We start from the raw sequence: 18,551 nt of genomic DNA, 5'->3' as shown, positions 1-18,551 counted from the left end.
ATGTGTTTTGGTGTTCTGGCAGCAATACGCTCTCCCATCTGCGCTAAGGCCCGGGTTATAAAAAACTCGCCTGAACAGTATTATATCTGCTCAAGCGGGTTTTCCATTCTTATCTATCGATTGAACCCAGCGCCAGTAGCATCCTGATGAACACAACCGCAGCTTGCGCACGTGTCGTCTCCCCCTTCGGATCGAACGTATTTGCGCTCGTGCCTGTCATGATATGAAGCTTGACCATCAGACGAACGTCTTCAAGATAGGCTATATCCGTGTTTCCGATATCCTTGAAGCCATTAAGGCTCACCGGCTCTTTGGATATCGGCAACTGTTCAAGTCTGCCGACTGCCGCCAGCATACTAGCCATTTCCTCTCGTGTAAGCGGCTGATTAGGGGTAAAGCTGTTTCCTTTCACAAAGGCGAGCAGTCCGAGCTCCTTCGCTGTGGATACCTCGCCGGAATACCACGTACCTGGTTTGACATCGTTATAAGGCGCCATGTCCTTATCAGAGGTGTCGCGTCCAAGCGCCCGGACTAACATAGCGGTAAACTCTGCTCTTGTTACCGCTTTGTTAGGATCATACAGTCCACCGCCTACGCCTTCGACTAGACCTTTCGCAGCAGCAAGATCGACATCAGATTTGCTCCAATGCTGCTGTACATCAGCAAAACTTACCGTGTTTTGTGCCACAACGTAGACACTATTGGAATAGGAATTGATCTTCACAACCCATACGCCGTCAATCTGTTTTTTCTCAGCTGCCACAAACTCCAATTTCTTTGTGATTACGTTATAACGGAATGCCCCCCATTGAGCAGGCATGTCGGTCACGCTCTTGGGCATCGGAATCACTCTTGTAAGCGCCTTGCTGAACTTATCTGCCGTTCCGATTGTTTGTCCCGTCTTGGTGTTGATGATATCGATATGAAAATCTACAATTGCACCCATTGTTTGGCCATTCGGCATGCTGTTTGCAAATACTTCCCGGAAGTCCTTATCGCCAGACTTGTTGGTTAACGTGATTTTAAAGCTAATATCATCGTTGTTCACGTTATTCTTAGCTAACAAGTCCTTCAGCCCCGGAATGATCGATGCCAAATTGACCGGCACTTGATAGCTGCCGTAAGGAGTCTTAATCTCGATAAAGAAAGTAGCGTTCTTGCCCTCAATGCTCTTTAAAATGCTTGCTGGTATTCTGACATAAGCAACGCCGTCTTTTGGTGTAACTTCAAGAGTGACGGACGGCTTACTGCTGTCGATTTTAGCCCAGTCAATCATATTGCCATTTTGGTCAATATCCAAATGGGTCGAAGTAACAGGAGTAGTTCCACCACTACTGCCACTGTTACTGCTACTATTAACAACCTGCGTTACAGTAAAGGTAACCGGCGTCATGCCACCTGCCGACACTGTTACCGTAGCATTATACGTCCCTGCGGCCAGTCCGTCATTCGCTTTTACCGTAAAGGTCGTCGACGGAGTCCCACTATTGAGCGTTGTCACCGTCGGCTGCGTAATCGTAAAGCTGCCGGCGTTCGTTCCGCCGATCGCTGTCGCCAAGCTTGTCAAGTCGCCGGTTCCCGTTCGTGTCAAGGTGATCGTTTTCGTTTCCTGCGTCCCCGATGCATACCCTGCGGTCAGCGCATTCAGCACCTTATCCGACAACGGGCTGATCGCGTACGTAACAACAAACCGCGTAAATTGATTCGCCGCCGATATCGCTGATGTACCGCCCGGCGTCGTTACCGTTACGTCTACCGTTCCTGCACTACCCGCCGGGGCGATGGCCGTGATTTGTGTCGCCGAGTTCACCGTATAGGACGTCGCCTCCGTTGCACCAAACATCACTGCCGTTGCATCGGTCAGATTCGTACCGGTCAAGGTGACGGTCGTGCCTCCGGTCGTTGGACCCGATGCCGGCGACACGCTTGCGATCGTTGGCGCGGCATGGTATGCATATTGGTCCGCCGCCGATGTCGCCGATGTACCGCCCGGCGTCGTTACCGTTACGTCTACCGTTCCTGCACTACCCGCCGGGGCGATGGCCGTGATTTGTGTCGCCGAGTTCACCGTATAGGACGTCGCCTCCGTTGCACCAAACATCACTGCCGTTGCATCGGTCAGATTCGTACCGGTCAACGTGACGGTCGTGCCTCCGATCGTCGGACCCGATGCCGGCGACACGTTTGCGATCGTTGGCGCGGCTATATACGTATACTGATCCGCCGCCGATGTCGTTGATGTGCCACTTCGTCTCTTTACAGTTACGTCTACGGTTCCTGCACTACCCGCCGGAGCCGTTGCCGTGATTGACGTTTCCGAATTTATGGTAAAGGACGTGGCCTCCGTTGCACCAAACATCACCGCGGTGGCCCCAGAGAACTTCGTACCGGTCAACGTGACGGTCGTGCCTCCGGTCGTCGGACCGGATGTCGGCGATACGCTTGATATCGTTGGGGGGATTGCATCTACTAGCACGTCCGACGTACTGCCCACACTATTAAGCGTTAATACTGCGTCGTTGCCTGCTTCATCCTTAATTGATCCGCCATTCAGTGACAAGGCTCCTATGGTAATCCCGTTACTATCAGATAGTCCAGTTTGGACGGTATATCTAAATTGCAACGCGCTTGTCCCCGAACCGCCTGCATAGGTCGCATATACAGTCGTTGCTCCTACGACTATCGAGATTGTTGGAATGCCCGTTACGACCACGATCTCGTCCATGTTCACTGTAAAACTCAAGTCCTCTACACCATAAGTGCCATTGCTAGGAACAGATACACTTGTAACGGAAGGCATAACTGTGTCAACATAGTAATTGTTAGATACTGTGGTTCCGCTCCCCACATTGCCTCCGGCAATTACACCTGAATGATCGAGCGAAATATGGAAGGGGCCGCTGCGATTGCTTAGAGGCGGCGTGAGGGTTGCGGTATAGGTGATATTGTCAGAAGTTGTTAATTCACTAAGAATGCCGCTACCTGTTGTCAAATCAGCAAGGTCAAACCCAGTCACCGCTTCTGAAAAGGTAATCGTTACCAATGACGTTTCTCCGTAAGTCAGCAGTTCGTCAGCTACAACAATGCTGGCTGTTGGAGTGGCGGCAAACGCCTTGTCAAATAAGTACAACGGCAGCAAACTTAAAATGATTAAACCCATAAATAACTTTCTTATTATTCTTGTTTTATACATATCCTGTTACCCACTCTCTAAGTTAGGATTCACTGCGAATTTCAACCGTAATAAACCGTTCCGAACAAATTTTACACGAAAAAAAGGCTCAACTCCGTCGAACTTATAAAAGATGAACTAAAGATTTTTATATTCAAGTTAGAAGCCGACCAATAACTCTGCTTGGAGAGTTGCCATTTAAAGAAACCAGTTGTATTGCAGCGCCAAACATGCACGAATCATCGACTCGTTTATTAAATAGTAAGTGATCTGTTTTTCCTTGCATGACCTGCTCTTTCAGTGCTGGGAGCGTGATCTCACGAAATGCTCTTTTCTCAGCCGGTTTTGGGTGGGCAAGTATTTATGTATCTTTGGTGTAGATAAGTAGTCCAAGCCGTGTAAGTAACTTAGATCCACCTTTTTCTGTTAACGACTGGCCAAACTGTCGCTCGATCCAAGCAATCAAGATAGCTAATGTCCAGGTATGCCGAGCTTCGAAACCCACATCGACTGGTTTCTTGCTGACAATCGTCTCGGCGATTATAGTTCTTGATTTTGTTGTCATTGTCTATACCGTCCTTCGGTTGACTCTCTTTTTCTTTATCCGTATTGGCGAGGTACAGCACTTTGTAGAAACTATGAATTCAAATTATGTAGCAAGAAAATGCTTGTCCAGTTATCTGCTATTATATAACATTATGAGTTCTCGTTCAGTAAATATCGAATATTATTTCGTATGGCACTTTCTTCGTTCTATCAGCGTATGTCCATGCAAAAACAAAAAACGCAGTTCCGAGGAACTGCGTGCATTTACTATTTTGGTGGAGCCTAGGGGGATCGAACCCCTGACCTCATCGCTGCCAGCGATGCGCTCTCCCAGCTGAGCTAAGGCCCCAAACTATGAATGTACCACGTTGTCCAACTCTGCAATGCTCCGCAGGCGACTCCTATATCATATAAAATACAGCTTTTGCTGTCAACAATTTTTTTGCCAACCAAAATGATTGGAGAAGAACAACCTTTTACCTGGAACACATGACCGTAACCAGAATGCTCTTCTCCTTTTCCGCTCCATTACTCCTCGATGTCTTCTTTGGACAAAAGAGATTTCAGTTCCTTCATAAACATATTGATGTCTTTGAACTGACGATATACCGAAGCAAAACGTACATAAGCTACTTCGTCAACGGGAAACAGCTGCTCCATCAGCAGTTCGCCAATCTGACGGCTCTCTACTTCTGCATCGGCTGTATTGCGCAGGGCCTTTTCCGTCTCAGATACCATCATTTCCAGCGTCTCAACTGAGACAGGGCGTTTCTCACATGCCCGAATCAGGCCACGAAGAATCTTGTCCCGGCTAAACTCCTCGCGACTTCCATCTTTCTTGATGACGATCAGCGGCGTTTCTTCAACCATTTCAAAAGTTGTAAATCGACGGCTACATTGCTCACACTCACGACGACGACGAATCGATTTCGATTCATTGGCCGGCCTTGAATCAAGCACCTTTGTGCCCAGATAGGCGCAATAAGGACATTTCAAATCAGATCACTTCCCATGTTTTATCTTTTACCATGAATTTCCTACAAGCATTTAGTTATGAAAATTGTATTGTCGACACATAATACTTTTACCAACCGCGAGGAGGTGAACAGCAATGGCACAAAGCAATGGTAACTCCAACAACCTGGTGGTAACTAAAGCTTCCGCAGCTCTCGAACAACTGAAATATGAAGTTGCTCAAGAACTCGGAATCAGCATCCCACAAGACGGATACCAAGGTAACATGACTTCTTACGAGAACGGTTCGATCGGTGGATACATCACGAAGCGTCTGGTAACAATTGCAGAACAGCAATTGGCAGGTCAATACCAATAATATCTGCATCGTAATACGGTAACACAGAGGAGCATGGGGCGGCCGGTGAATAACCGGTCTGCTCGGTGCTTCTACTTATTTTAGACCAAGAATCCAGAGTGTCTTGTCTTAGAACGTATTATAGATCTTTACATATTGATTATAATAATAAATGACGCGTTGTACATAGTGCCGGGTTTCACCAAACGGAATATCTTTGACCGTCTCGAATGAACCATCCCAGACGCCATCCCTCAGCCATGAATTTACTTTGCCTGGACCTGCATTGTAAGCAGCAATCATAGCCGCTTCGTTCCCGTCAAATTGATCTGACAGATTGCGTAGATACCAAGTACCTAATTGGATATTCCTTTCTGGCTCGTGCTTCAATTCTTCCAGTGAGGTGCCCGGAATCTTTGCTTGCTCCATAATCCAGTTCGCAGTATCGGGCATCAGCTGCATCAACCCGATGGCTCCTCTTTTGGATTCCTTGCTTGTCTTAAAATTGGTCTCCACCTTGATAATGGAAGCGATGAGAAACGGATCGACTTCATAACTCTGAGACTGGGCACGGATCTCGTCCTTATAATGAATCGGATAGAACCATGACATCCAATTGGTATTCAGGAACAGCACCAATACGAAAGACACAAACATCAACAACAGTACCCGTTTCTTGCGCAGCAATCTCATAACAGGCCCTTACGATGCAAAAACGAAATGATTTGCTGCTCCGTCTCTGACCACAAGCCGCTGTTATCAATAACGATGTCAGCACGCTGCTTTTTATCTTCAATGTCCATTTGCAGGTCAATGCGGGCATCTGCCTGTTCCGCCGTCATTCCATCCCGGTTCATCAGTCGTTCCCGCTGCACAGACCTCGGGACGTATACAACCATCACTTCCTCAAAGCCATCCTCCAGCCCTGATTCGTACAACAACGGTATGTCGGATACGACCAGCTTTTCCGGATGTTTATGTTCATATTCAGCAGCGCGCTCGCGCATCTCCTTGCGGATCGCTGGATGTGTAATAGCCTCAAGTGCCTTACGTTCCTCTGGGTTCTTAAAAACAATACTGCCCAGCTTTTTCCGATCCAGTGTCCCATCCCCATTCAATATGGCTTGTCCGAACCGCTGAACAGCCGCAGCCAAAACGGGATGCCCGGGCAGCATGACTTCCCGGGCAATCACATCTGCATCAATGAGCAACGCTCCTTTACTGGCGAGAAAGGCGGACACGCTGCTTTTGCCTGTCGCGATCCCGCCGGTTAAGCCAATATTCATTATTTCACCTCACAACAACTTCATTATTCCCATAATCATTAATAAAAGCGCAGGGAGTACGGATAATCTTTTCATCCAGCGTAAGGCAGCAAACCTTAACCCAACCTTCATGCCCAGTGAGAGAAATGCCCCGCTAAACAACGCAATAACTAATGCTGTCCACAAGGTTGGGAACCCCAACAACGCCGCCCCCAGTCCTGCACCGAAAGCATCCAGAGAAAGGGCTATACCAAGCCACATCGCTTCCTGAACGGATATACTACCCGAGTTATCCATGTCCGCCTTTGAGGGACTGCGCAGAATTTGAATAACCACACCCAGCTTCCGCAGCTCCAGGGTAAAGACCATTCGTTCCAGAGATCCTCCGGAAGCAGATGGCTCAAGCTCAAGTGCTAGCACCTGATTTCTGCCTTTGGTCTGTGCTTCTTGTGAGGCTTGCGTACCACTGAGGATTGATCCTTCTGCTGCTACTGTTCTGTCACTAACTCCATTGTCTGTTTCCTGCTGTTCCTTGCCCCGTTTTCGAATGAGTTGCAGCAACGACCATGCGCCAATACCGATCAGAATAACCGCTCCCACAATCGAAGCCACGTCCGGAGATACGACATGAGACAGAAGCACACCTACTTGCATGGATAATGCAATAACCAGACCCGAACAGATGGAAATGACGACAATGGACAACAGCGGAATTTTAGTTCTCCGCAGTCCATATGTAATCCCGACTCCAAAACCATCTAAACTAAGCGCCAAAGCCAGCGCCAGTAATGAAATAAAATGATGCAGCACCCCGGATTCCTCCCCTGTGCGGAACTCGTTCCCACCGGCAACTGCCAGTAGGCATACGCCCGCTTATTTCTGCCATATCAGTATATGGAGGGAGGAATCCAAGGGTGCTACAATTTGACGATTTCGTTCATGGTGCCAAACCCAACCACCAATTTAGAGCAGCGGTTGACACTTCGGACAGTAATGTGTACCTCTACCGCCTACTACGCTCTTTTCAATTAATGTACCGCAGGTTGCACAGGGTTCAGACTTGCGTCCATATATTTTCAACTGGTGCTGGAACATGCCCATCTCGCCCTGTCCGTTCACATAGGACTTAATGGAAGACCCGCCTGCATCCACCGCATCCTGCAGCGTAGCCACGATCGCTTCATGCAGCACGGTTAACTGGGCTTCGGTCAATGTCTTGGCAATGGTCTCTGGATGAATGCCTGCTCGAAACAAGGCCTCGTCCACATAAATATTCCCGATGCCAACTACATATGCCTGATTTAACAACACGGCCTTGATTTTGGTTGTCCGTTTGCCAACAGCCTCACGGAAAGCAGCTGCGGTAAATGCAGGCTCCAGCGGCTCCAGCCCAAGTTTTACCAAAGGTTTGGATACCAACTCCTCCCCTGCATTAAAGAGATGCATTGTACCAAATTGACGGACATCTTTGTAACGTAATTCTGTACCATCGGTAAAGTGAAAGATGACATGGGTATGTTTCTCCACTTCCTCATGCTTTTGGTACACTCCGTACCTTCCTTCCATCCGCAGATGGGAGACAAGCACCAGCCCGTCCAGCAAAATACGCAAAAACTTGCCTCTTCGCTCCACACCGGTTACGGTATGTCCTGCGAGTTCCATTGCAAATGCATCTATGTCGTCCGGCCGCTGAATAATCCGCGGCAAGCTAACGGTAACTGAGTCAATGGTCTTGCCAACAATAAGTTGATTCAATGTTCTTCTGACTGTTTCGACTTCCGGTAATTCCGGCATGATGTTCTCACCTCCCTTATATTATAACGGAAGATGGCGTTCAGCGGGACCCCTTCTTGTGTCGAAAACAGTTGAAAGACATTTTGTTAAATAACGGAAATCCAGCTTGGGGTCAGTTGTTATTTAGCTTCGTACCAGTTTTCACCATAACTGACTTCCGCTTTCAGCGGCACGGAAAGCTTCAATGCGTTTTCCATCACCGAAGGAACCAACTCTTTCATCAGTTCCAGCTCATCCGCAGGCACTTCAAATACAAGCTCATCGTGCACCTGAAGTAACATACGGCTCTCCAGCTTGCGTTCACGCAGTGCTTCATCCATCTGTACCATAGCCAGTTTGATAATATCAGCCGCAGTTCCCTGAATCGGCGTATTCATCGCTGTCCGTTCTGCGAAGGAACGCAGGTTAAAATTGCTAGCGTTGATCTCTGGCAGATAACGACGACGTTCCAGCAGCGTTTTGACATATCCGTCCTGGCGCGCTTCCTTCACAATGTCGTCCATGTATCGGCGAACACCCTGGAACACTTCAAAATATTGATCAATAAACTGCGCTGCCTCTTTCCGCGTGATGTGCAGGTTCTGCGAAAGGCCGTAATCGCTGATGCCATATACAATCCCAAAGTTAACTGCCTTGGCTGAACGACGCATGTCTCCATCTACTTCTTCAGGCTTCACGCCAAACACATCGGAGGCTGTCTTGGTATGGATATCCATATCCTGGACAAAAGCTTCCTTCAGACGCTCATCATCTGAAATATGTGCGAGTACGCGCAGTTCAATCTGCGAATAGTCTGCTGCAAGGATGGACCATCCCGGTTCAGAAGGAACAAATACCTTCCTGATCTTGCGGCCTTCCTCCATCCGAATCGGAATATTCTGCAAGTTCGGGAACTGGCTGCTCAGACGGCCGGTAGCCGCAATCGTTTGCCGGTAGAACGTATGCACCTTGCCATCTTTATCCGAGATCTCTTTGAGCAGTCCTTCTACATATGTGGACTGCAGCTTGGCAAGTTGACGATATTGCAAAATGTGCTTAACCACATCATTATATGGAGCCAGCTTCTCCAATACTTCGGCATCCGTAGAGTATCCTGTCTTTGTTTTCTTCACTACAGGCAGACCAAGTTTATCAAATAAAATCTCACCCAGCTGTTTTGGTGAATTCAGATTGAACTCCGTACCGGAAAGCTTGTAGATTTCCGCCATCAACCTGCTGATATTTTCTTCAAATTCGCTGCCCAAAGCCTGCAAATCTTCTGTATTCGCCTTAATCCCCTGTTTCTCCATATCAGCAAGAATACGTGACAACGGCATCTCCAGTTCATGGAAAAGCGAATTCATCTCATTGCTTTCAAGCGCCTGCTCCTGGAGTGGAATAATGGCTGCTACTGCCGCTGCTTTGCGACACAGAAAATCGCCCAGTATATCCGCCTCAGGCACTCTGTATTTTGCACCCTTGCCCATAACCGTATCATCCTCAACAAGGGAAGGCAGACCATACTTCGTGGTCAGGCCGCTGATCGTCTGATTGGATTCGGTTGGATCAAGCAAATAGGCAGCAAGCTGCACATCAAAGGATGCACCTGCAAACTCAATACCATGCGCATGCAGCGCCAGGTCGACACGGTGCAAATCATAGCCACGTTTGGGTTGTTCTGCATCCCCCAGCCATTCCCGCACGGGTGCAGCAACTTCTGACTGCAGCAATTCGGGGGACAAGAATGTATATGTTCCGGCTGAACCAACAGCAAGTCCGATTAACTTCGCCTGATGTGGGTTATCACCATGTGTCTCCACATGCAGCACATCGATGGATTTAAGTGAACCGAATAGTTCACTAATCGTTTCTTCTGTTGCAACGGAGGACTCCACCGCAGCAGCTGGAACGGCTTCCTGTTCAGAAACTACACTTCCACGGAAGGACAGACGCTCAAGCAAAGACTTGAATTCGAGCTTGGCCAAAGCCGGACCTGCCAGTTCCTCTTTTAACCCTGCGAACTGCATATCTTCCCAAGTTTGTTCCAATGGAACTTCACGGTGGATCGTGGCAAGCTGCTTACTCATACGGGCATCTTCAGCGTGAGCCTCAATTTTTTCTTTCATTTTGCCCTTTAACTCACCTGTGCCGTTAAGAACTTCCTCAACCGAACCGAACTGGTGCAGCAGCTTCAGAGCCGTTTTCTCTCCAACGCCGGGAATGCCCGGAATATTGTCTGACGTATCACCCATCAGGCCTTTAAGGTCAATAATTTGCAACGGAGTCAGACCATATCGCTCCTTAATCTGAGCAGGATCGTACAGCTCAATCTCGGTTACCCCTTTACGAGTAAGCCCGATATGCACATGTTCAGAGGCAAGCTGCAACATATCTTTGTCACCCGACACAACGAGAACCTGTCTTCCGGCTTCATCCGCACGTTTCGTTAATGTTCCAATGATGTCATCCGCTTCGAATCCCGCAAGCTCAAACTGGGCAATGCCGAAGCCCTTAAGCAGCTCTTTCAGCAGCGGAAATTGTTCCGACAACTCCGGCGGTGTTTTCTCCCGGCCACCCTTATACTCCTCATAACCTTCGTGCCGGAACGTGACTTTGCCTGCGTCAAATGCCACCATCACATGTGTCGGTTTATGCTCTTCCAACAAGCGCAGCAGCATCGTGGTGAAGCCGTACACCGCATTGGTGTGCAAACCTTTCGAGTTCGTTAACGGCGGCATTGCAAAAAACGCTCTGTAAATAATGCTATTTCCATCTATAAGAATAAACTTGTCCATTCCAGCACCTCGCGTATCGTATGGTCAATCCTTCAATTACATCTACTCTCATGATACCATACACATCAGTTACAACAAAAAAATTAGTCATTTTTACATGTCATCATCTGCCTGCAAAAAAGGAACTCCCTCCGCAGATGGCCTGATCACAGGCCACCCGAGAGAAAGTCCCTTCATTTCGTTACAAATGATACCCCAATTCAACTAAAAGCGGTTACCTACTGATTCAAGTCAGGGCGTTTCCCTGTTACCAGATACACCGTGCTCTCACCAATATTTGTTGCATGGTCACCAATCCGTTCGATGTAACGTCCGACCAGCATCAAAAGCATCGCTTGGGAAGCCTTGTTCGGATGGTCTGTCATAAACGAGTAGAGGTCACTGATCATATGACTGTACAATTGGTCAACCTGATCATCGGTCTGAGCCATTTTGTAGGCCAGATCCGTATTTTCTTTCAGGAAGGATTCAATGGACTCCTCAATCATGGCTTTCACAATTTCCGCCATTCTTGGAATATCCACAAGTGGTTTGATGAGCTGCTGCCCATCCATACGAAGGGTCACTTTTGCCACATCCAGCGCAAGATCACCCATACGCTCCAGGTCACTTGAGATTTTGAAGGCAACTATAATGCGCCGCAAATCTTTCGCTACCGGCTGTTGTGTAATGATAAGTTTGGAACCCAGTTCCATAATCTTGTCTTCCAGGGCATTCAGATTCGCATCATTCTTGATGATGACCTGAGCTTTCTCGGCATCCATCGTCTGTAAACTTTCAATAGCACCATCCAACGCTGTGCCTACATGCTCACCCATTTGCCGAAGCAGTGTGCGCAGTTCCTCAAGCTCCTGATCAAATTCTTTTCTGCGAATCATAGATTCCATGTCCTCCTTATCCATCATCTCCGGACACGCCGGGATCGTTCGAACTCAGTTTGCTTATCCGAACCGTCCGGATATATAATCCTCGGTTCTGGAATCCTGCGGTGTGGAGAATAATGTTTCGGTATCCGCTGCCTCCACCACCTCACCATTCAGGAAGAATACAGTACGACCGGAAACCCGTGCAGCCTGGTGCATGTTGTGGGTTACCATCACAATCGTGTATTTGTGGTGCAACTCCTTGACCAATTCCTCAATTTTGAGGGTCGAGATCGGATCAAGTGCAGACGTTGCTTCATCCATCAGCAGCACGTCAGGCTGAACGGCCAGTGCACGTGCAATACAAAGCCGCTGCTGTTGTCCTCCAGAAAGACTGAGTGCCGATTTTTTTTGCACATCCTTTACTTCATCCCACAGAGCAGCATGAACAAGACTTTGTTCAACCAACTGATCAAGCTCGGCCTTTTTTGTCACCCCATGAAGTCTTGGTCCATAGGCCACGTTATCGTAAATGGATTTTGGAAAAGGGTTCGGCTGTTGAAACACCATTCCGACGCGCTTGCGCAGCGTCTCGACTTCAATGTCATTGCTATAAATGTCGGAACCGCCCAACATAACTTGTCCTTCCACACGTACGCCTGGAATCATGTCATTCATCCGATTCAATGTACGAAGCAAGGTCGATTTACCGCAACCTGACGGACCGATAAACGCGGTAACCGTCTTCTCCGGCAGGTCCATCGATATATTTTTAAGCGCGTGATGCGTATCATAATATAAATTAAGTTTTTCAATATGAATGAGGTCTTTCATGGATGTTCACTTCTCCTTCGCGACAGGGATAACCAGATTCCCTTGACGTAGACCGATGCCAATGATTGAACCTGGCTCTCGGTCATCTATAATATCCTACCCTCTCATTGTAAAAACAGTATCACTTTCATGTTAACGGAATGTAAAAAGAGACATCTTTCACACTCATGACCCCCTATCCGATCATTGTGTATGAATGATGCCCGCTCTTTCTTCATTTAGTCATCCGCCTGGACCATCTCTTCCAGTCTCTCCCGAATGTGCTCTGCCATTTCACCAGCCGTTTTGCCTTCCAGCGCAATATCCTCTGCAATGTGGGACATGCCCGCTACAGCCGTTTTCAGCTGTTTGAACGCAGCTCCTCCCTCGTTTACATGAACGGAGCTGCTGTCAATCTCTGCCGCGCTTGCTCTCACCAGTTCTACAGTCTGTCTGGTCAATTCCCCAATATCATCCAGCAAAGAGGACATATTTCCCGCTACCTCACGGGTTTGCTTGGCAAGTATGCGAATCTCTCCAGCCACGACCTGGAAGCCCCGTCCGTACTCTCCCGCATGCGCTGCTTCAATGGAAGCATTCATCGCGAGTAGCCCACTTTGGTCAGCCAATGAACGAATGGAGCGTGCCATCCCGGAACCCGTGTTGATGGAGCTCAGCATGTCATCAGCGTGCTTCTGCTGACCCTCCATATGCTGATATACACGGTTATATGAAGCATCAACCTGACTGAGACTGCTCGCTCCCCGTTCAGACAACTGCATGATCTGTGATGCTTCTTCCCCCGTCTTTTGAGCTGCTTGAACCAGTTTGGTGACCGAGTCGTTAATTCTCGTTATTTCCTGTCTGCTCTGTGTAATAATATGTACACGTTCTTCCGAAGCGACATGCTGCAACTTACGGGAAAGAGACATGACATCCCTCATCGTCAGCACACCCAGCAATCGGTCTTCTTCCGTAACGATCAAACAATCGTAGAAATATTGCTCGCTGCGAGCCAGAGCGATATCAATAATCTCGGTCGCTTCTGCGTGCACATCGACAATGACTGGAGAAGAGTCCGCTGCATGTACAACCGGCTTCCGATAGAAAAGATCTGCCGCAAAGCGTCCATTCAACATCCGGTATAACGTCTCTCTCATTAACAAACCTGAAGGCTGCATGCCCTCATCACATAATACAATACAAGGGTACTCCTGATCCTGATTCAACAGGCTTGCCGCTTCCCCACAGGTCGTATGAACGCCAACTACAGGTATTTGACGACAATAGTCCCTTAAAGAAATTGCATGTTCTTTGGTGGCCACAACTTCTTCTTCATCTTTTTGTTCTCCAATGGGAGCAATGGCTTGTTCTTGCTGCGAATGTATCATTTCTTTGGACTGGTCGGGCTTCACTTCGAGCAACATGGGCATAAATGCGCAATCTCCTTTACGTATGAGCTCCGTCCTGAGGTGGAATATATAGGTATAAAGTATCACTCAGACAGCTTCATCCTACTCCCTATACGTAAAGGAAAATGATTCTTTATGTTAACGGAATGTAAAATAAAACTCCCCAATCATTGTTAACTCGAATGATGGGGAGTTTTTCTTTTTACAACCAATTTATATCCTACACCGCGAATCGAATCAATGTGAACCGACTCCGGGTCAAGCTCGAGCTTTTTCCGCAACGAACTGACATGAACGTCAACCGTGCGCTGTCCTCCGATATAATCGAAGCCCCAGACCGCATTCATCAGATCATCCCGCGTAAGCACAACGCCCGGTTTCTTGGCCAGATAAAGCAGCACCTCGAACTCTTTGGGACGAAGACTTATGGATTGTCCGCCCAGTGTCACTTCATACTTCAAAGGGTAAATCTCAAGCTCTCCCAAAATAATACGGGAGCCGTCCTTATCCTCTGGCTGCGGCAAATCTTCACCGTTTGAATAACGTCTTAACACCGCATCTACGCGGGCTAGCAATTCGGATACACCAAATGGCTTTGTAATATAATCATCGGCACCTGATTTTAAGCCTTGTACAACTTCGGCTTCACCGTTTTTGGCTGTGAGAATAATGACCGGCGTGCTTACACCCTGAATTCGTAACTTGTTCAGAATATCGAGACCATTCATTCCAGGGAGCATCAGATCCAGCAGAATCAGATCAAACTTCTGGGACAACGCCCGATCATAACCTGAAGATCCGTGATCCTCAGCAACAACATCATAGCCCTCTTGTGTCAGGTTGTACGTAAGCAATCTTGATAATGTTGGTTCATCTTCAATAACGAGCAAACGCTGCGCCATGATACCCCTTCTCTCCTTATAGGTTGTCTGTTGCCACAACACTTTCTTTATCATAGCACCTGTTTGTTAACTCTGTGTAAAACAGTACATTCCTTTTACATTTCACTTCCATCGCACTAGATTTCTTCATCCTGAATTAATGGAAGGATAACACGAAACCTTGTTCCCATGCCAAGTTCACTCTCTACAGCCAGTTTGCCATGGTGTAATTCAACCAGATGTTTTACGATCGAAAGTCCTAGTCCAGTCCCCCCCGAATTACGGGATCTGCCCTTGTCCACCCGATAGAAGCGTTCAAAAATCCGCGGCAAATCTTTCTTCGGAATTCCAATCCCTGTGTCAGATACCGCAAATACAACCTCTTCTTCGTCCTCATTATGTTCAACGGACACTTGTAATTTTACACGACCACCCTCGGGGGTATAATTAATGCCGTTGGATAAAAGATTAATAAAGATCTGCTTCATTTTATCCTCATCCGCTTCAATATACAATTCTTCAGGTACATTCATCTCCAGCCGAATTTCTTTCTTCTCGGCCACCTTGGACAGGGTACCCAGAACCATCTCGAAGAATGAATGCACATGTACAGGCGAGCACTGCAGTGGAGCCCGTTTGGACTCGATTTTGGACAACTCCAGAATATCTCCGATTAATCGGTTCAGTCTGTCGCCTTCATCATATATAATCTGCAGGAATGAACGCTCAGTCTCTTTGTCCTGTACCCCACCGCTAAGAAGTGTTTCAGCAAAACCTTTGACCGCAGCTACCGGCGTCTTGAGCTCATGAGATACATTCGCTACGAACTCACTGCGCATCGATTCCAGTCTACGGATTGCGGTTACATCCTGTAAGAGAAAAAGCATCCCCCGATAAGCGCCATCATCTTCTGACATTGGCACCCCGTCAATTCGAATCAATTTTTCGACCGGATTGAATACACTGACTTCTTCATGCATGGGTTCCCGCAGCGCAACACTCTCTTCAATGGTGCGTGTCAGCTCATAATGTCGCTTTAATTCAATATAGGGTTTGCCAGTAACCCGCTCTGCCTGAATGCCTAGCATACGCTCCGCTTCCCGATTAACCAGCGCAATGGATTGACCTGCATCAACCATAATAATGCCGCCTGTCATGTTGGCAAGTACGCTTTGCAGCAGCGCTTCATTATCTCTGATCGTCTTCAGCTGCATCTGTAGACTGTCTGCCATTCCGTTAATGGCAAGCCCCAGTTGACCGATCTCATCATTACGGGTGACATCCACTCTCGCATCATAGTCCAACTTGGTGATTCGGTGAGCCACCTTCGTAATATGCTCTATGGGTGATGTCAGTCCACGCGCAACCCGATAACTAACCAATGCCACAATCAGGAACAGAAGGCCCAAGGTGAAGAACATCAAAATCCAGCCCTGCTGCAGACCCTGATCTACTGCTTCAAGACTCATGGATAGCCGAATGTAACCATCAAATTTCCCATTGGGTAAGTCAATCATATCACTTTGATCCGAATTCACAGGAAGCGCCACATACAGCATGTCCTGCCCCAATGTTGCGCTATAACGAATCGACTGACCATAATTTTGCCCAGCCGCTTCTTTGATCTCCTGACGGTTCAAGTGGTTGTCCATTGAATTGGGATCGCTCTCCGAGTCGCCAATGACCGTTCCGTCTTTATTGATAAAGGTTACACGTGAATCCGTTAGTCGATCCAGCTCGACAGCACGTTCTGAGTAATATTTCTGTGTCGCTGCATTTCTTGGATCGGACGCATCATGAAACGGGAACGTCGCTTTCAGCAAGTTGATCTCACGCACCATCGTTTGCTCCAGTGCAGTAATGTGAGTAGTCTTAAAAACTCTGCCCATCGTATAACCCGCCACAATGACGGAAATACCGATCAGCACCATCATGATGACGGCAAGGCGAATTCGGAACGGTCTCATCTATCTCTTCCTTTGTTATAAAATTAATAATCTAACTACATGTCCATTTCTATTCGATCACCACGAGTGGTGGGCTGTGAAATGACAAGAAACTCTACGTCTGCTTCGCTCCGATTCTGCATCTGATGTGGCATACCCGGTGCAATCTCTATCCCTTCATGAGGTTCGAGCATGAACTCTTCTCCATTAAGTTCCATACACGCCTCTCCGCTGAGTATGAAAAAAAACTGACGACTTGTCGAATGATAATGCCGAGTTTCAAATGTTCCTGCAGGCATGCGTTCATGGATGATGCTCAGTGTATCATTTTGAACAAGATGCCAACCATCACACTGTCCACCCCATACATAATGTGCCGCATTCTGTTTGCTAATTTTCATGTGACCGCCTCCGAAACTTACTTGTTCGGTCTATATCATATCACAGATAGCACGAAGGCCTGCCATTTTTGATAAGCAGTAAAGCAGCGGTACTGTTCCAGTATGATTTCCAGGCAAGACTAATGATAAAATATCATGGTTGTATCAACACCGATCCCGACTTTTGTAAACCGGATCAAAATACTATCTATTAGATGGTTCGATTAAACCATACCATCCCGCCACAGACTCAAAAAAAGACGTACCGACCCAGTCATGCTGGAACGACACGCCTTTATTTGGAACACTTCGTCAATGGATTATCCGTTCACCACTTCGCCGCCATTGACATGCATCACCTGTCCGCTCACGTAGGAAGAATCATCCGAAGCGAGATACACGTAAGCGGGAGCCAATTCATCCGGTTGTCCGGGACGCTTCATCGGCTGAGTAGCTCCAAATTCGCTCACTTTTTTCTCATCAAATGTGGATGGAATAAGCGGGGTCCAGATCGGTCCTGGAGCAACAGCATTTACACGTATCCCCTTCTCAACAACGTTCATCGATAAAGAGCGTGTAAATGAGGTGATCGCTCCTTTGGTGGAAGAATAATCAATCAACGTCGGATTTCCGCGATATGCGGTAATGGAGGTTGTATTAATGATTGTACTGCCTTTCTTTAGATGTGGCAGAGCAGCCTGTGTCATATAAAACATGCCAAAAATATTGGTCCGGAATGTACGCTCCAACTGTTCTGGAGTAATATCTTCCAGCTGCTGCTGGGGATGCTGCTCCGCTGCATTATTTACGACAATATCCAGCTTGCCCAGTTGATCCACCGTCTGCTGCACGGATTTCTTGGCAAAGGCAGCGTCACCAATGTCACCTGCAATCAATATACATTTGCGTCCTTCCTGCTCGACCTGACGCTTGGTCTCTTCTGCATCCCCGTGTTCACTCAGGTATACGATCGCTACATCCGCGCCCTCCTTCGCATATGTAACGGCAACAGCACGTCCAATTCCACTATCTCCACCCGTAATCAAAGCAACCTTATCCAATAACTTGCCGGCTGCTTTGTATTCAGGTTTTTCAAATTCTGGTTTGGGGTGCATCTCCGATTCAATCCCCGGGCGCTGATCCTGATGTTGGGCAGGCATCGTCTTTTTGTTTTGTGTGTTTGTTGACATCTGGCATTTCTCCTCTCAAAATGGAATTTCTGATCCAGTCTCATTCTGTAGGATGGCATGAACAGTGAAGATTATTCCCTTTTCAAACATTCATGCCCCAAAGCAGCTATCTGTTTCCTCGAAACTTACTTACCACTGCTTTTTGGACATTAATCAGAAAGTTTTGAATTCTTCCCTTTTTTGCCGAAATTTGAATTTTATTT

General features: G+C 47.6%; 16 protein-coding genes and 1 tRNA gene. 1 reads left to right on the top strand and 16 read right to left on the bottom strand.

Annotation, left to right across the window (positions count from 1 at the left end; all coding sequences use genetic code 11):
* Positions 1-109 precede the first annotated feature (109 nt).
* From MHB49_RS10825 to nrdR, 4 genes are all read right to left on the bottom strand, one after another.
* Positions 110-3,160, bottom strand: coding sequence for an IPT/TIG domain-containing protein (locus tag MHB49_RS10825; protein WP_405156114.1), 3,051 nt, complete (start codon positions 3,158-3,160; stop codon positions 110-112).
* 373 nt (positions 3,161-3,533) lie between these two features.
* Positions 3,534-3,737 (bottom strand): winged helix-turn-helix domain-containing protein, encoded by a 204-nt coding sequence (locus tag MHB49_RS10820; RefSeq protein WP_405156113.1) that lies wholly within the window; start codon positions 3,735-3,737, stop codon positions 3,534-3,536.
* Positions 3,738-3,991: 254 nt separating this feature from the next.
* Positions 3,992-4,067 (bottom strand) — tRNA-Ala (locus MHB49_RS10815).
* 179 nt (positions 4,068-4,246) lie between these two features.
* On the bottom strand, positions 4,247-4,714 hold the full coding sequence (nrdR, locus tag MHB49_RS10810) for a transcriptional regulator NrdR (protein WP_247901829.1): 468 nt from the start codon (positions 4,712-4,714) through the stop codon (positions 4,247-4,249).
* A 115-nt stretch (positions 4,715-4,829) separates the two neighbouring features.
* On the opposite strand from nrdR, the gene MHB49_RS10805 reads away from it, so the two are divergent.
* Positions 4,830-5,051: an alpha/beta-type small acid-soluble spore protein gene (locus MHB49_RS10805; RefSeq protein WP_053783555.1), complete on the top strand. Its 222-nt coding sequence runs from the start codon at positions 4,830-4,832 to the stop codon at positions 5,049-5,051.
* 108 nt (positions 5,052-5,159) lie between these two features.
* Here the strand turns inward: MHB49_RS10805 and MHB49_RS10800 are convergent, their stop codons facing one another.
* The 12 genes from MHB49_RS10800 to MHB49_RS10745 form a co-directional block, all read right to left on the bottom strand.
* On the bottom strand, positions 5,160-5,723 hold the full coding sequence (locus MHB49_RS10800; protein WP_247901828.1) for a lytic transglycosylase domain-containing protein: 564 nt from the start codon (positions 5,721-5,723) through the stop codon (positions 5,160-5,162).
* A complete protein-coding gene (gene coaE / locus MHB49_RS10795) occupies positions 5,720-6,316 on the bottom strand; it encodes a dephospho-CoA kinase (protein ID WP_405156112.1) in 597 nt (198 codons plus the stop codon). The genes MHB49_RS10800 and coaE overlap by 4 nt, the downstream gene beginning before the upstream one ends.
* 9 nt (positions 6,317-6,325) lie before the next feature.
* Complete coding sequence (locus MHB49_RS10790; protein WP_405156111.1) at positions 6,326-7,105, bottom strand: manganese efflux pump; 780 nt, start codon at positions 7,103-7,105, stop codon at positions 6,326-6,328.
* A gap of 153 nt (positions 7,106-7,258) precedes the next feature.
* Positions 7,259-8,089, bottom strand: coding sequence for a DNA-formamidopyrimidine glycosylase (gene mutM, locus MHB49_RS10785; protein WP_247901825.1), 831 nt, complete (start codon positions 8,087-8,089; stop codon positions 7,259-7,261).
* 119 nt (positions 8,090-8,208) lie between these two features.
* Positions 8,209-10,863, bottom strand: a complete 2,655-nt coding sequence (gene polA / locus MHB49_RS10780) for a DNA polymerase I (protein WP_405156110.1) — start codon at positions 10,861-10,863, stop codon at positions 8,209-8,211.
* 218 nt (positions 10,864-11,081) lie between these two features.
* Positions 11,082-11,741 carry a phosphate signaling complex protein PhoU gene (gene phoU, locus MHB49_RS10775; RefSeq protein WP_090895411.1) on the bottom strand — a complete coding sequence of 220 codons (660 nt, stop codon included), beginning with the start codon at positions 11,739-11,741 and terminating at the stop codon, positions 11,082-11,084.
* Positions 11,742-11,804: 63 nt separating this feature from the next.
* On the bottom strand, positions 11,805-12,560 hold the full coding sequence (pstB, locus tag MHB49_RS10770) for a phosphate ABC transporter ATP-binding protein PstB (protein WP_247901823.1): 756 nt from the start codon (positions 12,558-12,560) through the stop codon (positions 11,805-11,807).
* Between the two features lie 218 nt (positions 12,561-12,778).
* Complete coding sequence (locus MHB49_RS10765; RefSeq protein ID WP_405156109.1) at positions 12,779-13,972, bottom strand: methyl-accepting chemotaxis protein; 1,194 nt, start codon at positions 13,970-13,972, stop codon at positions 12,779-12,781.
* 152 nt (positions 13,973-14,124) lie between these two features.
* Positions 14,125-14,853 carry a response regulator transcription factor gene (locus MHB49_RS10760; protein ID WP_405156108.1) on the bottom strand — a complete coding sequence of 243 codons (729 nt, stop codon included), beginning with the start codon at positions 14,851-14,853 and terminating at the stop codon, positions 14,125-14,127.
* A gap of 116 nt (positions 14,854-14,969) precedes the next feature.
* On the bottom strand, positions 14,970-16,799 hold the full coding sequence (pnpS, locus tag MHB49_RS10755) for a two-component system histidine kinase PnpS (protein WP_405156107.1): 1,830 nt from the start codon (positions 16,797-16,799) through the stop codon (positions 14,970-14,972).
* A gap of 35 nt (positions 16,800-16,834) precedes the next feature.
* Positions 16,835-17,179 (bottom strand): cupin domain-containing protein, encoded by a 345-nt coding sequence (locus MHB49_RS10750; protein WP_405156106.1) that lies wholly within the window; start codon positions 17,177-17,179, stop codon positions 16,835-16,837.
* Positions 17,180-17,478: 299 nt separating this feature from the next.
* Positions 17,479-18,348, bottom strand: coding sequence for an SDR family oxidoreductase (locus MHB49_RS10745; RefSeq protein WP_405156105.1), 870 nt, complete (start codon positions 18,346-18,348; stop codon positions 17,479-17,481).
* Between the last annotated feature and the right edge of the window lie 203 nt (positions 18,349-18,551).

The organism is Paenibacillus sp. FSL K6-0108 (assembly GCF_045040695.1).
Classification (GTDB): Bacteria; Bacillota; Bacilli; order Paenibacillales; family Paenibacillaceae; genus Paenibacillus; species Paenibacillus pabuli_B.
The sequence above is the reverse complement of the archived record's forward strand: the minus strand, read 5'-3'. Positions and strand labels throughout refer to the sequence as shown.